At 60.9% G+C, this 14931-nt stretch carries 14 protein-coding genes and 1 pseudogene; 10 read left to right on the forward strand and 5 right to left on the reverse strand.

Translation table 11 applies throughout. From position 1 onward, the window contains the following. Position 1: 1 nt before the first annotated feature. From merA to R3C98_RS09715, 5 genes and pseudogenes are all read left to right on the forward strand, one after another. Complete coding sequence (gene merA, locus R3C98_RS09695; protein ID WP_112062213.1) at positions 2–1432, forward strand: mercury(II) reductase; 1431 nt, start codon at positions 2–4, stop codon at positions 1430–1432. Between the two features lie 209 nt (positions 1433–1641). Beyond that, positions 1642–3771 (forward strand): TonB-dependent receptor, encoded by a 2130-nt coding sequence (locus R3C98_RS09700; protein ID WP_371314032.1) that lies wholly within the window; start codon positions 1642–1644, stop codon positions 3769–3771. 17 nt (positions 3772–3788) lie between these two features. Beyond that, positions 3789–4265 (forward strand): annotated as a pseudogene (locus R3C98_RS09705) (PepSY-associated TM helix domain-containing protein); the annotation flags it as partial. A gap of 65 nt (positions 4266–4330) precedes the next feature. Next, positions 4331–5469 (forward strand): IS3 family transposase gene (locus tag R3C98_RS09710; protein ID WP_371312552.1). Its coding sequence is split into 2 segments (ribosomal slippage): positions 4331–4589 and positions 4589–5469, totalling 1140 coding nucleotides; the frame shifts between segments, so codons are not numbered across the junction. A gap of 308 nt (positions 5470–5777) precedes the next feature. Further along, the gene (locus R3C98_RS09715) at positions 5778–6104 is read left to right on the forward strand and encodes a helix-turn-helix domain-containing protein (protein ID WP_112073975.1); all 327 of its coding nucleotides are present in this window, start codon (positions 5778–5780) and stop codon (positions 6102–6104) included. 74 nt (positions 6105–6178) lie between these two features. Here the strand turns inward: R3C98_RS09715 and R3C98_RS09720 are convergent, their stop codons facing one another. After that, complete coding sequence (locus R3C98_RS09720; protein WP_371313868.1) at positions 6179–6571, reverse strand: helix-turn-helix domain-containing protein; 393 nt, start codon at positions 6569–6571, stop codon at positions 6179–6181. 211 nt (positions 6572–6782) lie between these two features. Between R3C98_RS09720 and R3C98_RS09725 the strand changes: the two genes are divergently transcribed. Continuing rightward, on the forward strand, positions 6783–7592 hold the full coding sequence (locus tag R3C98_RS09725) for a DNA -binding domain-containing protein (protein WP_371313869.1): 810 nt from the start codon (positions 6783–6785) through the stop codon (positions 7590–7592). Positions 7593–7598: 6 nt separating this feature from the next. Here the strand turns inward: R3C98_RS09725 and R3C98_RS09730 are convergent, their stop codons facing one another. From R3C98_RS09730 to R3C98_RS09745, 4 genes are all read right to left on the reverse strand, one after another. After that, on the reverse strand, positions 7599–8306 hold the full coding sequence (locus tag R3C98_RS09730) for an SOS response-associated peptidase family protein (protein ID WP_371313870.1): 708 nt from the start codon (positions 8304–8306) through the stop codon (positions 7599–7601). Between the two features lie 280 nt (positions 8307–8586). Next, positions 8587–9036: a GNAT family acetyltransferase gene (locus tag R3C98_RS09735; RefSeq protein WP_371313871.1), complete on the reverse strand. Its 450-nt coding sequence runs from the start codon at positions 9034–9036 to the stop codon at positions 8587–8589. A 61-nt stretch (positions 9037–9097) separates the two neighbouring features. Then, positions 9098–9310, reverse strand: coding sequence for a hypothetical protein (locus R3C98_RS09740; RefSeq protein ID WP_371313872.1), 213 nt, complete (start codon positions 9308–9310; stop codon positions 9098–9100). Between the two features lie 164 nt (positions 9311–9474). Then, positions 9475–10581 (reverse strand): Fic family protein, encoded by a 1107-nt coding sequence (locus tag R3C98_RS09745; RefSeq protein ID WP_371313873.1) that lies wholly within the window; start codon positions 10579–10581, stop codon positions 9475–9477. A 458-nt stretch (positions 10582–11039) separates the two neighbouring features. Between R3C98_RS09745 and R3C98_RS09750 the strand changes: the two genes are divergently transcribed. From R3C98_RS09750 to R3C98_RS09765, 4 genes are all read left to right on the forward strand, one after another. Then, a complete protein-coding gene (locus R3C98_RS09750) occupies positions 11040–11606 on the forward strand; it encodes an antirestriction protein ArdA (RefSeq protein ID WP_371313874.1) in 567 nt (188 codons plus the stop codon). 1 nt (position 11607) lies between these two features. Next, positions 11608–13677, forward strand: coding sequence for a ParB/RepB/Spo0J family partition protein (locus R3C98_RS09755; protein ID WP_371313875.1), 2070 nt, complete (start codon positions 11608–11610; stop codon positions 13675–13677). Positions 13678–14138: 461 nt separating this feature from the next. Continuing rightward, complete coding sequence (locus tag R3C98_RS09760; protein WP_112062291.1) at positions 14139–14462, forward strand: DUF736 domain-containing protein; 324 nt, start codon at positions 14139–14141, stop codon at positions 14460–14462. Positions 14463–14686: 224 nt separating this feature from the next. Next, positions 14687–14902, forward strand: a complete 216-nt coding sequence (locus tag R3C98_RS09765) for a helix-turn-helix domain-containing protein (protein ID WP_371313876.1) — start codon at positions 14687–14689, stop codon at positions 14900–14902. The last annotated feature ends 29 nt before the right edge of the window (positions 14903–14931 follow it).

Consider the following 14931-nt stretch of genomic DNA (forward strand, 5'->3'; position numbering starts at 1 on the left):
CATGGCGGACTGCTGCGCCCCGACCAAATCATCGAAAACGACCTTCGACGTCGCCGTTATTGGCGCTGGCTCGGCGGGCTTCTCCGCCGCCATCACGGCCGCCGAACAAGGCGCAAACGTGGCGCTGATCGGCCATGGGACCATTGGCGGCACTTGCGTCAATGTCGGCTGCGTGCCGTCCAAGACCATGATCCGGGCCGCCGAGGCACTACATGGTGCTCGCGCAGCTGATCGCTTCCCGGGTCTGACGGGCGAAGCGCAAGTGAACGACTGGCGGCGCCTGAGCGCCGCCAAGGATGACCTTGTCTCGACGCTCAGGCAGAAGAAATACGCGAATCTCCTGCCCGAATACGACACCGTCGCCTATCTGGAAGGTGAGGCCCGACTAAACGGGGCGGGTGTCATCGTGAATGGCACCGCCATCGCCGCAGGCAAGACCATCATCGCCACGGGCGGGCGGCCCGCCGTGACGCCGATTCCCGGAATCGATAGCGTGCACTACCTGACGAGCACAACGCTTCTGGAACTGGAAGACCTGCCCGAAAGTCTGATCGTCATCGGTGGCGGTTATATAGGGGCCGAGCTCGCGCAGATGATGGCCCGCATGGGTGTCAGGGTGACGGTGGTCTGCCGCTCCCGGTTATTGCCGCAGATCGAGCCGGAAGTTTCAGCAGCCCTGGCGGAAGTGTTCCGCAACGAGGGCATCACCCTCCATTGCGGAGTCGCCTACGATGCGTGCCGCGAAGACGAAACCGGCACGACAGTCTGTGTCAAGGAGGACGGGAAGCTGATTGAGCTTAAGGCCGAACGGCTTCTGGTCGCGACGGGCCGCACGCCCAATACCGAAGCCCTTTGCCTCGTCGACGCGGGCATCGAACAGAACAACCATGGCGCCATCGTCGTCGATGACCGCATGCGCACGTCGAAACCGGGCGTCTATGCGGCGGGCGATGTGACCGACCGCGACCAGTTCGTTTACATGGCTGCCTATGGTGCGAAGCTTGCCGCCCTCAATGCCCTGAACGGCGACAGCCTTGCCTACGACAATAGCGCCATGCCTTGGGTTGTCTTCACCGACCCGCAGGTGGCGGGCGTAGGGCTCAGCGAAGCAGGGGCGAAGGCGTCCAGTCACGCTGTCAAGACCTCCGTCCTGCTGCTTGATGCCGTACCACGAGCGCTGGCTGCCCGCGACACGCGGGGGCTGATCAAGCTGGTGGCCGACGCCAGCACCGACCGCCTACTCGGCGGCCAGATACTCGCACCGGAGGGCGCGGACAGCATCCAGACACTGGCCATGGCGCTCAAATTCGGCATGACCACCAAGGCACTCGGCGAAACCATTTTTCCCTACCTGACAACGGTCGAAGGGCTGAAGCTAGCGGCACAAACCTTCGACAAGGATGTTGCAAAGCTCTCGTGTTGTGCAGGTTGATCACACCTGACCACCCCTCCCGAACAGATGGAAAATTGCCCGCCGCCCCTTTGGGCACGGAACCAGTCCAAAATGCAGCGGCGTGGCAACTTGCCGCTTGTTATGAGAATGACTTGCAGTTACACGCATGATTGATAATCATTCTCAACAAGGACAGAACCTTGAAGACTTCAACCCGCCTGTTTCTCGCTGCCGGACTGACCGCCGGTATGGCCGCCCCCTGCACCCTCGCCCAGACACCTCCCCCCGGCGAGGAAGAACGCGTCCTCGACACGGTCATCGTCAAGGATTCCTCCCAGGTCGAGCTGACACGTGAATATGCGGGCGGCCAGGTGGCGCGGGGCGGACGGGCGGGCCTGCTCGGTAATCTCGACTTCCTGGATGCACCGTTCTCTGGCACGGCCTACACCTCGGACCTGATCCTCACCCAGCAATCCGACAGCGTCGGCGATGTCCTGCAGAACGACCCGGTCGTTCGTGTGGCCAAAGGCTTCGGAAACTTCCAGGAAGTCTATGTCCTGCGCGGATTTCCCGTCTATTCCGACGACATCACGCTGAACGGCGTCTATGGTATCCTGCCCCGCCAGTTCGTCGCAGCCGAGCTGCTGGAGCGGGTCGAAGTCTTCCGGGGGGCGAACGCCTTCATCAACGGCGCCGCGCCGGGTGGAAGCGGTGTCGGCGGAACCATCAACCTGGTCCCCAAACGCGCCCCGGCCGACGGCGTACGGCGGGCAACCCTTGGCTATGAAACTTCCGGCCAAGCCTATGGCGCACTGGATATTGGAGACCGGTTCGGTCCGGCACAGGAATGGGGTGTCCGCTTCAATGCCGTGCTCCGCGATGGCGAAACGGCTGTCGAGGACCAGGACCGCGCCTTGTCGGTGTTTTCACTCGGAACGGACTATGCCGGCGAGCGGTTCCGTTTCTCCGCGGACATCGGTTACCAGGACAACCGGATCGACGCGCCCCGTCCGCAGGTGACCCCGCTGGCGGGCGTGCCGGCAGCGCCTGACAGCGACGCGAATTTCGCCCAGCCCTGGACCTTTACCGACGAGAAACAGCTCTTCGGCGTGGTGCGCGGCGAATATGATTTCAATGAAGCTGTCACCGTCTGGCTGGGCGCCGGTGCCCGCAACGGCGAAGAGGCAAACGTGCTCGCCAACCCGAGCGCGGCTGGAGACGGAAGCCTGATCGCCTACCGCTTCGACAATACGCGCGAGGATGATGTCATCTCCTTCGATACCGGCCTCAGTGCTGAATTCCAGACCGGGCCTGTCGGTCACCGCGTCGTGGTATCGGCCTCTTCCGTCAGCCTGGAATCGAAGAATGCCTACGCCTTCTCAAGCTTCTTCACCCCCTTCGCAACGGATCTCTATAGCCCGGTCGACGTGGCCGCCCCGGCGGCAGATTTCTTTGTTGGCGGCAACCTCACCAGTCCTCTGAAGACCGAAGAGGTCACCAACACCTCCTTTGCCATCGCCGACACATTGTCCTTCATCGACGGCCGCTTGCTGGCGACGATCGGCCTGCGCCAGCAGGAGATCGACACGGCAAGCTTCGACTATAATACCGGCACGAACCTCTCCGGATATGAAGACGACAAGGTCACGCCCGCCTTCGGACTCGTCTACAAGGCGACCGGCCAGCTATCCCTCTATGGCAACTATGCCGAGAGCCTCCAGCCGGGCCAGATTGCGCCAGCGACCAGCGGCGGCGTGACCATCCTCAATGCCGGCGAGGTGCTCGCCCCCTTCACCGGCGAACAGGTCGAGGCCGGTGTCAAATATGATGGCGGCAATTTTGGCGCTACCGCCGCAATCTTCCGCCTGACCCGCCCGAATGCGATTGTTGCGGAACAGGTGTTTTCCGCCTCCGGCGAGCAGGAAAATACCGGCCTCGAATTCACCTTCTTCGGAGAACCCATGGACGGCCTGCGCCTGATCGGCGGCGCAACCTTCCTCGATTCAGAGCTTGCAAAGACGCAAGGCGCCCTCGACCAGGGCAACACCCCGATCGGCGTGCCCGAGATCCAGGCCAATCTCAACGCGGAATGGGATGTCGCAGCGATCGACGGACTGACCCTCGACGGACGGATTGTCTATACAGGCGAGCAATATGTGAACACGGCCAACACGACCGAGCTCGACAGCTGGACGCGTCTCGATATCGGCGCCCGCTACTCGCTCGATATTTCCGACCGCCCCGTCACCCTGCGGGCGCGGGTCGAAAACCTCACCGATGAATCCTACTGGGCTTCGACAGGCGGCTTCCCGGGGGCTAACTATCTGATCCTTGGCAATCCCCGGACGTTCAGCGTCTCGGCCTCGATCGACTTCTAGGAACCCGGCGCAAGATGATGCAGGCAGGAACAATCAGGGCGTGGAGCTGGGTCCATAAATGGACGAGCCTCATCTCGACCCTGTTCCTGCTCATGCTCTGCCTGACCGGGCTGCCGCTTATCTTCCATGACGAGATCGACAGCGCGCTCAATCCGGAAAGCTGGCAGCCGGCACATCCCGGCGGGGCGCCCCTTACGCTTGACGAAATCCTCGAAATTTCGCTCGAACACCGTCCGGGCGAGGTGCCGATCTTCATGAGTTTCGACATTGACCGGCCGGTCGTGAACGTCACCACAGGCCCCGCCGCAGACGCGCCGGGGCCTGACATGTATTTTGCCTCCTTCGATTTGACGAGCGGTGATCTCGTGCCGCCCGCAGATCGTGGCGAGAGCGTCATGGAATTCATTCTCCAGCTGCATACGGACATGTTCCTCGGAATACCGGGCATGTTGTTCCTTGGCGCAATGGGATGCCTTTTTGTTGCCGCGATCATTGGTCTGCCTCCCGAAAAGTGGTCCGTTATTTGAGTTAGTTCCGGCTTCAGATATGGAGCTGAGACATGGGCAAGAGAGCCAAGCCTGAAGAGATTATTGCGAAACTGCGGGAGGTGGAGGTTCGCCTCGCTCGCGGTGAAACTGCAGCTTCGGCGGCGCGCGCCGTCGGTGTGACCGAACAGACCTACTACCGCTGGCGCAAAGAGTATGGCGGCCTGCAGGTCGACCAAGCCAAGCGCATGAAAGATATGGAGAAGGAAAACGCCCGGCTTCGGCGCGCAGTCTCTGATCTCACGCTGGACAACCAGATCCTTCAGGAAGTCGTGCGGGGAAAGTTCTAAGCCCTTCGCGTCGTCGTGCTGCAGTCGATCACGTGGTGGAAGAGCTTGGCGTCTCCGAACGCCGGGCTTGCCGTGTGATCGGCCAGCACCGTTCGACCCAGCGCAAGCAGCCCATACGGCGAGATGATGAGGACGCCCTGACATCGGCGATTATCCGCCTGGCCGAACGGTTCGGCCGGTATGGCTATCGCCGGATCACGGCGCTCCTCAGAAATGATGGCTGGCATGTGAACGAGAAGCGGGTTTACCGCATCTGGCGACGGGAGGGGCTGAAAGTGCCGATGAAACAACCAAAACGCGGTCGTCTCTGGCTGAATGATGGCTCGTGTGTGCGGCTGAGGCCGGCGCACAAAGGCCATGTCTGGTCCTATGACTTCGTGCAGGACCGCACCCATGATGGACGTGTGTTCCGCATGCTGTGTGTGGTCGACGAGTTTACACGGGAGTGCCTCGCCATCCGAGTCGAGCGAAAGCTGAACTCACGGGATGTCCTCGACACGCTGGGTGAGCTGTTCGTTCGGCATGGGCCGCCGGAACACATACGCTCTGACAATGGCCCTGAGTTCATTGCAACAGCCCTCCGTGACTGGCTGGCACGTATCGGCGTGAAGACGCTCTATATCGAACCGGGAAGCCCATGGGAAAACGGATACTGCGAAAGTTTCAACTCCAAGCTCCGGGACGAGTTGCTGGCGAGGGAAATCTTCTTCGATCTCAGGGAGGCCCAGATCCTGATCGAAACCTGGCGGCGGCACTACAACACCGCGCGCCCGCACTCTTCTCTGGGCTACCGGCCACCCGCTCCACAAACCATCTTGCCCGCGGCGTTCATACCGCCTTACTGTGAGGAGGTAGCGGCATGAACGCCGCTACGTGAAAACCGCCGGACTAACAAAACCGGTGGACCACCCCTGTGGGGCAGAGCACCAGCTCTGTCATTCATTCTGCTTACGGAGCAGATGGAGTTGAAATCATTCCGTGACTCGCGTGCGTCATCGTTTGGATGATAAACAAACAGATGCTCAGCGATTTCAGAGCAAACCCCAAATGCAAACAACTAGTACCGAATTTCTACCTAAGAGAACTTCTAGTTCTCATTTTTGAGAATGTAAAGTTCTCATTTCTCGAAACGCACGCTCGATTTCATCCACCTAGCTGCAGGAGCTAGACGATGGAACTTCAGAAAATCTTCGGTGCGAACGTCCGCCACTATCGGCGCGCTATTCGTTGGACTCTCGAACAACTGGCTTCTGAAGTAGGTGTGTCCAGAGAGACGATTGGTAAAATTGAACGCGGTGTGTCTGCACCTCTTTTCGAAACGGTCGAGAAAATCGCAGAAGCACTGGGTGTACCAGCACAAGTTCTTTTCGGAGCTGCGCCATTTCCACCGGGTGACCGAGGTGAGCTGTTGAGCGATATTAATTCCATTCTCGCCAATATGAATGATCGCCAACTAGCCGCCGCTCGCAAAATGCTGAATGCGCTCAAGTCCAGTTGAAAATACGATCAGCGTCCGCTCACGCCAGATGAAACACGCTGCGAAACCACCAGGCTGGTTTGGAATCAAACCGACTAACTCTCATCCGACATCGCCTTGAGGACTCGCACCATCTGACGGAGGGTTTCCCTGGAGCTGGCGCGGTCTATCCACATCTGGCATTCGCGGCGGGCTGTTTCGAGCGGGGTCTGTTTTGCTTTCTTCAGGTTTCGGGTGCCGATGAAGAGGTCCTCGATACCGACATTGAGAACTTCGCTGATAGCCAGGACCATGGAGGCGCTGATACGGCTCTCTCCGGTCTCGTATTTCTGGATCTGTTGCTGGCTCACGCCCAGCTGGTCGGCGAGTTCGTTCAGCGTCATGTGCATGTCTTTGCGGTAGCGGCGGACATTGCGTCCGACCTGCTTGTCGACCTCCGTCGGTGACCTTGAGCTTTTCCGGGGCACCGTCTGTCGCTTCTTCGTCATTCCTCCACCTCTTTTTGACATCAGTATTGCCAACAAGTTGAAAACAAGGATAGGGGCGGAATCGTCGGAAATTGCTTCTGGTCCGAGGGACAGATGCAGAAAGTCTGTTCGGCCCAGCGAAGACGGGCTCTTCCCGTCTCCAAACCAAATTTCTCTTTTTGGTTGTTTTTGGAATCCATCTTGCAGGGAGTTGCGCAAGGGGGATGAAGCCATGTCGAACTGCCCTGTATTGTTACAATCTGTGCTCGACCGCTATGATTACACGCGGACCTTGTCCCGGAGCCGCTGGGCTTGGGAATTCCTCCGACGCAATGAGGAGTTCCTGGCGGAAGCTGCGCATCATGGGCCGGACGAAGTATCGGTCCGCACCGCCTGTCATGGCATCACCCTGGTCCGCCCGCGCACGGACCAGATGGCGGCCGAGCGCTGGGGGCTCGCCTTCTTCCCGGACCCGCGCCATGACGGATTTGCCGCTCACGCCTTCTGGTCGTCGGCGCTGTTTCCGCGGCAGGTTCAGGTCCAGGTGAGTCCGGCCGGTCCGGGCGAGGCCTGCCCCATCTACGAGAAAACGGTGAAACAGTGTGAGATCGTGCACCTGGTCGACACGGCCGGGCGGGAGCACATACTGGTCAAGGGCAACGGCCATGTGGTGCAGGTTCAGTGTACGGGCATGTCCATGCTGTCTCCGGAGCCGGTCCGGCTCGGTTTCCTGATACGGGGTACCGCGAATTTGTCCTCCCGCTGGCGCATGCTGGACGAAGCGCAGCGTGTGTACGAAGCCGGTCAGGACGCACCTGTCCCCTGGATCAGGACCAATCTTGCCTTGCGCAATGCGTTGGTGGCCCATGATTGCCAGATCGCGGGACTGTCCGTCCGGGAGACGGCAGAAATCCTTTATGGCAGGGCGCGGGTGGAGGAAGCCTGGGCAGGCCCCGGCCGGTCGATGAAGGATGAGATCCGCCGGGCACGCGCCCGTGGGCGGGACCTTGTGTCAGGCGGCTACAGGGCGCTGCTGGCCTGACATGCTTCAGAACAAGTCGCCTTGCGCCGATTTGGCGATGGGACTTTTCCGGCGGTCTTCCGAGGCCATCGACCAGGCGCCTTCATCTTCATACGGATAGAGGCACGCTCGAAGCTCTTCCGGGCTCGCGCCGGTCTGACCAAGCCAGACGGCAAGGTTTTCCTCCGTCAGAACGGCCGGCATGCGCTGGTCCGGATCCCCGGTGACGAATTCGGAGATCCCCTTGTTGGCCGTTGTCGCGCACATCACGAATTCGGCGATCTCTCCTTCCGGGGACTGAACCATCCGATAAATGACGGCGATCGCCAGGCGCGATCCGTCCTTCGGTCGGATGGTCCACTGGACGGTCTTTGTATTCCCGGTGGGCGTGACCCGGTCCGGCCTGAAGGTCGGCACCTCTTCGCCCTCATTGAAGCTGCTGACGATGAGCACGCCGCGGCGTGTTTCGAAATGCGGTCTCCAGAGACGCGATGCCAGGAGCTTGTTGTCGCGCGCATGGATGTATTCGGGAAAGACGCGCCCTTGCCGGCTTTTGGTGCAGCCCCATCGCATGGGTGTCACGGTCCGCTGCCAGGCGTCGTCGAGATGCATGACGGGTGCAAACCGCATGGGCGTCGCCACCTCCTCCGGTGCATTACTCGGACGCGCTGTCAGCGGTTCGGAGAAGCTGACGACCTCTGCCCAGGTCGCCATGTGAGAGAACTTGCCGCACATGGACTGTAGCGTGATCCTTTTCGGGGGAATGCTCAACCATCGCGGTGTCGTACGGGCGTCCGCTTCGCAGCCTCTCCCCGGCCCGCTCACGCGGGGCTGTCCAGTCGGCGAGAGCGCGCTGGGGCTGAGTGGCATTTGACTGGCCCGGCTCGTCTCCGGTCACCGGCCCGCCCGGTTGGGCGCGCCGGCGCTGCGGGGGCTCGCCGGCCGGGGCCGCGCCGCGCGCTTCCCACTGGCCTTGCGGCCAGAGGGGTCACGGGCGCGTGGCATCTCGATTGTGTCAGGAGGCCTTCCGGGCTGATGACTCTGACGGGGCTTTCAGCCATTTGCCATAGACAGTCACCTGTTGGCGTTCGAAGCCGAGGGACTCGTAGAACTTTGCGGCCCGGTCGTTGCCATCGCGTACCATGAGTTCGAGTTTCGGGGCGCCGCGGGAAACAAGCCAGAGGCCCGCCTCTTCCATCAGCTCCCGGCCTGCCCCGCGTCCCTGGTGTGCCGGGTCGACAGCCAGGTAATAGACCCAACCGCGATGGCCATCATGCCCTGCCATGACGCTGCCAATCAGCTGGTCTCCGCAATAGCCGACCAAGATGGTCGCTTCCCGGGCTGAAACAGCCCGGTCGATATCGTCGTTCGGGTCGTTCCAGGGGCGGGTCAGCCCGCAGGCCTCCCAGAGCGCGGTGAGCGCACGCCGGTCGGTTTCGCGAAAGTCTCTTACATACATCGTCATGACGGTTCGAGACTGGAAGATTCGGCCGACCGATACCAGTCCTGCAGGAGCCAATATGTGGTCAGGCTGCCTCAGCAAGTCCTTTGCGGCAGGCGATCATCGTATCCGCCGCTTCCCGGAGAATTACAGCTTCCTCTTCGGGAGCAATCCCCGAGATCTCGATCCGTCCATCATGAAGGTCGATTTTCAGCGAGGGAAAGGCCTGCCTCAGCCGCTTCGCCGCATCGTGTGCGGCCCGGCTCTGTTCGAAACCGAATGGGAACCAGACAGACATGAGCCGTCCTCCAATCAGGAATACTCCGAATTCGGATTGGGAAGAATCTCCGATTCGATCTGGCCAGCAAGCGGTCTTTGAGATGGACGTCCCAGACCGGATTTCACCCCTCCCACACTCGCAGCGTCTGCGCGATACAAGTTAGCGCCGCATAGAAGCGCCAGCTACGGCCTGTGAAGGACAATCGAATAACTGGTACTGCGACCGCCACCTTCATCCTGCTGGAGAATCCCTTTTTCGATCAGGTCCTTGATATCGCGTGACGCCGTATCCTGGGAAACCTTGGTCAGCTTCGCCCATTTCGAACTCGTCAGCTTGCCTTCGAAGCCGTCGATCAGGCGATTGAGGACATCCGTCTGGCGATCATTCAGCGGCTTGTCGCGATGACGCTCCCAGAAATCCGCTTTTGCCAGAACGCCCGCGAGTAGCGTCTCGGCGTGATCGAACGCCTCATTCAGGCAGGCGAGGAACCACAGCAGCCATTCCGTGATGTCGAGATCGCCCTTCTGGGTGCTTTCGAGGATGTCATAATAGGCATTTCGCTGGGCCCGGATTTGCGCTGACATGCTGTAGAATCGCTGTGGGCTGTTTTCCGCGCGTGCCAGTTGCATGTCCGCAATGGCGCGCGCCATGCGTCCGTTTCCGTCCTCGAACGGATGAAGGGTGACAAACCAGAGATGGGCCATGCCCGCCTTGATGACCGGATCGATACCATCCTTCTGATCGAACCACGCCAGGAACGTTTTCATTTCACCTGGCAATTGCGTGGCGGCCGGCGCTTCATAATGAATTTGTTCCCGGCCGATTGGTCCCGAGACAACCTGCATGGCTCCTTCGGCATCGTCGCGCCAGTCGCCGACGCGGATCTTGCGCATGCCGCTATATCCCGTTGGGAACAAAGCGGCGTGCCAGCCGAACAGCCGCGCCTCTGTCAGGGACTCGTTATACCGGCCGGTTGCGTCCAGCAGCATTTCGACAACGCCATCGACATGCCTGTCCGAAGGGACAAGCCCCGCGATATCCATGCCAAGCCGGCGGGCGATGGACGAGCGGACCTGGTCGCGATCGAGAACCTCTCCTTCGATGTCACTGGATTTGATGACATCTTCGGTGAGCGTCTGCAGGGCCGCCTCGCTTCTCAGATGGAACCCCAGTCCCTCCATCCGGCCGATCAAACGCCCTTGCCTCCGGCTGACGTCTGCGAGCGGGGTTGCAACTGCGCTCCTGTCCCAATGGAAGTTTGGCCAGGCATCTAGCTCATGAATATACATGCCATATTATCCGCACTATACGCGGAGAATATGGCCGCTATTCTCCGCATCGTCAAGCATATTCTCCGCATCTTTTGCGGATTTTATACCGAGTATTCTCCGCATCCGTCGACATCGAGGCAGGCCAGCTCCTTTCGACAGGGCAGGATGACACCGGCATGCGCCCCCCCTGGATGATGTCCAGGCTGCATTGGTGCGTGACCCGCGCGAACAGTTTCACAAGACCGCGCCAGCTTCATCACACGTTCAAATACCCTCGATCGGCAGGGGTGGGCGGACGGCACGTCTGGCCGGGCGCGCCGCACGCGCAAGGCGCCGGTGTTTATTCATCTTTTGCGTCTCAAGCCCTCCTACCTTTCCGCCTTGCGCGCGCCGCTTGTCCGCCCGGCCTGTCGGCCTTTTCCGCCGCCCACCCCCGCCTGTCGCGGGCAGGACGCGGCTGGAGAAGGAGACCCGACATGCCCTGCAACACTGCAACCCCTGCCCCCCTTGGAACAACTACCGTACCCCCATCGGAGGACCGTCCCCGCATCTATGTGGCCTGCCTTGCGGCCTACAATAATGGCCGCCTGCATGGGCGCTGGATCGATGCGACCACGCCTGACGGAATCATGGACCAGGTACGCGCCATGCTGGCTGCGTCGCCGCTGCCCGAGGCCGAGGAATGGGCGATCCATGACTATGAAGGCTTCGAGGGCGCGAGCCTCTCCGAATATGCCTCCTTCAAGACCGTGTGTGCACTGGCGGACTTCATCGCCGAGCATGGCCGTCTCGGCGCGAAGGTCTACGGATATTTCGGTAACGACCTCGACGAAGCGCGCGCCGCCTTCGAGGACTATGCGGGCGAATACCGCTCCTCGGCTGACTTTGCCGAGGAACTAACGCGCGAGTCCGGTACCGAAATCCCGGCCTCCCTCGAATACTATGTCGACTGGCAGGCGCTCGCCCGCGACATGGCCCTGAACGGCGAAATCCTCGTCTTCCAGACGGGCTTCGATGAAGTCCATATCTTCTGGACGCGGTGACATGGGCCGTATTCTGACAGAGTCCGAATGCGTCCTGGGCCCGCGCCCTGATCTGACGCTGGTCGTCGAGGACGACCGCATTGTCGAAATCTGGGTCGCGGGGCGCGCGCCGCGCATCCGCGTCCGCGACTATGACTGGGGCCGGACCGACCCGGCCCCCGCCTTCGACCGGGAAGGCTTTCCCTATTCCGACATTCACTGGAGCGGCCCGGCATGGGCGCTTGGCCTCTCCCTTTACCCGCCAGAAAAGGAGACCCCGATGGCACAGCCCGACCTCACCCATATCCCGCTCGATCAGCTGAGCGTTTCCAAACTTAACATGCGCCACGGACGCAAGAAGCCGGACGTGTCCGACATATTGCCGTCCATCCGCGAGAAAGGCATCCGCCAGACGCTGCTCGTCCGCCGCGAAGCCGAAGGTTATGGCGTCATCGCAGGCCGACGCCGCTACTTTGCGCTCCTCGAACTTGCGAAGGAAACCGGCACCAATCCGCTCGTGCCGTGCGCGGTGATGAGCGAGGAAGATGCAGCCTCCGCTATCGAGGCGTCCATCATCGAGAATGTCGCCCGCCTACCTGCGACGGAAATGGAGCAGTATGTGGCGTTCAGAAAGCTCGCAGACGAAGGCAAGGCCCCGGAAGACATCGCAACTTTCTTCGGCGTGACCGAGCTTCTTGTGCGCCGCGTCCTCGCCCTCGCAGGCCTCGCAGCGCCGATCCGCAAACTCTACGCCGAGGACGAAATCGACCGCGAAACGATCCGCGCGTTGACGTTGGCAACACCTGCCCAGCAGTCGGAATGGTTGAAGCTCTGGAACAGCGAAACCGAACGTGCGCCGTTCGGGCGGGCCTGCAAGGCATGGGTGACAGGCGGCAGCGCGATCACCACAGACAAGGCCCTGTTTGACCTTACCCAATACACCGGCGCGGTGACGGCGGACCTGTTTGGAGAGCGCGCTGTCTTTGCGGACGCTGAGACTTTCTGGACGGCGCAGGCAGCGGAAGTGTCAACCCGGATCGAGCAATACCTGGCCCGTGGCTGGAGCGATGTGATCTGTCTCAAGCGGGGGTCCTACTTCCAGCGCTGGGAATACGTCCAGACCACGAAGAAGAAGGGCGGCAAGGTCTATGTGGAGCAGCGCCATGACGGGACGGTGATGTTCCATGAAGGCTGGCTGAAGGCTTCGGAGGCCCGCAATAAGTCGCGTCAGGACATTGACGGAGACGGCAGCGCACAGACAGACATCAAACCTGAAATGTCTGGCCCGATGGCGGAATATATCGGCCTCCACCGGCACGGCGCTGCCGCCGCCAACCTGCTCGCCGTGCCCGCCATTGCGCTTCGCTTGATGGTGGCGCATGCGATCACCGGCTCGTCGCTCTGGAATGTTCGTTCGCATGTGTGCGGGGCGCGCAAGAACGAGACCCATGAGAGTGTGGCGGGCTCTGCGGCGCGGGCTGAAATTGATGCCGCATCGGAACAGGTCGACACCCTGTTCAGCGCACTCGGCGCAATGCGCCCGCGCGCGAACGGCGATGCCTATTCGCTCTGCGAAATCTTTTCCGCATTGCTCGCCATGTCGGATGCGGAAGTGATGCAGGTGCTTGCCCTGACCATGGCCGAAACACTTGAGGCAGGCGGGCCGGTGGTCGAGGCGGTGCTTCATGTCTGCGGAACCGATCTTGGCCGCTACTGGTCACCCGATGCTGCCTTCTTCGAGCTGCTCCGCGACAAGCGGGCCATCAATGCGATGGTCGCGGACATTGCGTCTCCAAGCGTAGCGGAGAGCGTCGTCAAAGAGAGCGGCAAGGTGCAGAAGGTGCTGATCCGGAACCGGATCGAGGGTGGTGAGGCGGAAAAAGGCATTGGTCCAGTGGACCAGTGTCCCGCCGAACGGGACGCCAATCCCGGCTGGCGTCCCGGCTGGATGCAGGTGCCGCCGACTCGACTTGTCGAAGATGCAGGTTGCGCGACGGTCGAAGCGTGGGAACGGATTGCAGGCCTGCTCGAGGGTGAAGATGAGGACAATTCCGAACCTGAAACGGAACCTTGTGAAGCAGACGCTGCCTGAGTTTCGTCTCCTCCTCTCAGGCAGAGTGCGAGCCGTCCGGTGCCTGGCGCCGGGCGGCTTTTCACATTCGGTTTCGAAAATGCGGACAGCTGTGCAGGTGCGGCTCATTTCTTGAGCATGCCTTCCGAAAAATCGCGCATCTACAGGTCTCGCAGGACAGATCGAAGCGCCTGCCACAATGGGTTCCTCCTTTCCATCGGCAGCGGTCTTCAGACCCCTTGTTCCCGTCTCTTGCCGTATGACCTGGACGCGCTGACCCGGCCCTGAAACCGGACAGGCGAAGAATTTTCCTCTGCGCTACGCGCATTCACCGCCAGACAAAATTCCCCGCCCGTCCGGTGCTTCGCTCTGCTTCGCCCGCATGCGGTTCAGGCCCGGCTCAGCGCGTCCTCACGGTCCGGCGTCGACGGGGACAAGGGGTCCCCGGAGACAAAGCCAAAGGAACGAAAAGGAGAACCCCAATGGCAAACGCACTCGGATATGTCAGCGAGACCAAGGCCGGCTTTGAAGGCACCCTCGCAATGATGAACCTCAATGCGGCCATCCGCATCGAGAAGAATGGCGAGAAAGCCGCAGAGGGCCAGCCGGATTACCGCATCTTCGCCGGAGACACCTCGACGGAAATCGGCGGCGGCTGGATGCGCAAGGCGAAGTCTTCGGGACGCGAATATGTCTCGCTGACCCTCGCCGACCCGCAAATCGGTCCCCGCCGGATCTATGCGAACCTCGCCCCGGTCAAGGGCAAGAAAGGCCGCCACGTGATCCTCTGGAACCCCAGGGACTAGGTTCCGGCATGACATCCCATCGAAGCCGCTCCGGAGAACACCTCCGGGGCGGCTTTTCCCTGCTTGAATTTTCCGAAGGCGCCAGGAATGTGGACCCGCTGCCGCACGCAGCGGGACATCGAAAATCTTGGTTACCTGCAGAGTGACTTCAGGTTCAGGGCGACTTCGACCCTGCCAATTAAGATCTGCCTCTGCTTCCTTCTGGCTGTACCGGGAGCAAAGCAATGAGCGAACCGAATACTCCACAAAGTCCGTTCCTGACGACACAGGAAGCCGCTAGCTACCTGCGCATTTCAGCACGTACAATGGAAAACTGGCGCTGGTCGAATGACGGCCCGGAATATCGCAAGCATGGCGGAACGGTCGTCTATCATCTGGACGATCTCAACGCGTTTTCGACGGTCTGGAACAAGGCGCGGAAACCTCGTCATGGATCATAACCGGATACATTCCAAACGTACGAACCGAA

The sequence above is a fragment of the Hyphomonas sp. genome, from assembly GCF_041398465.1.
In the GTDB taxonomy this organism is placed as follows: domain Bacteria; phylum Pseudomonadota; class Alphaproteobacteria; order Caulobacterales; family Hyphomonadaceae; genus Hyphomonas.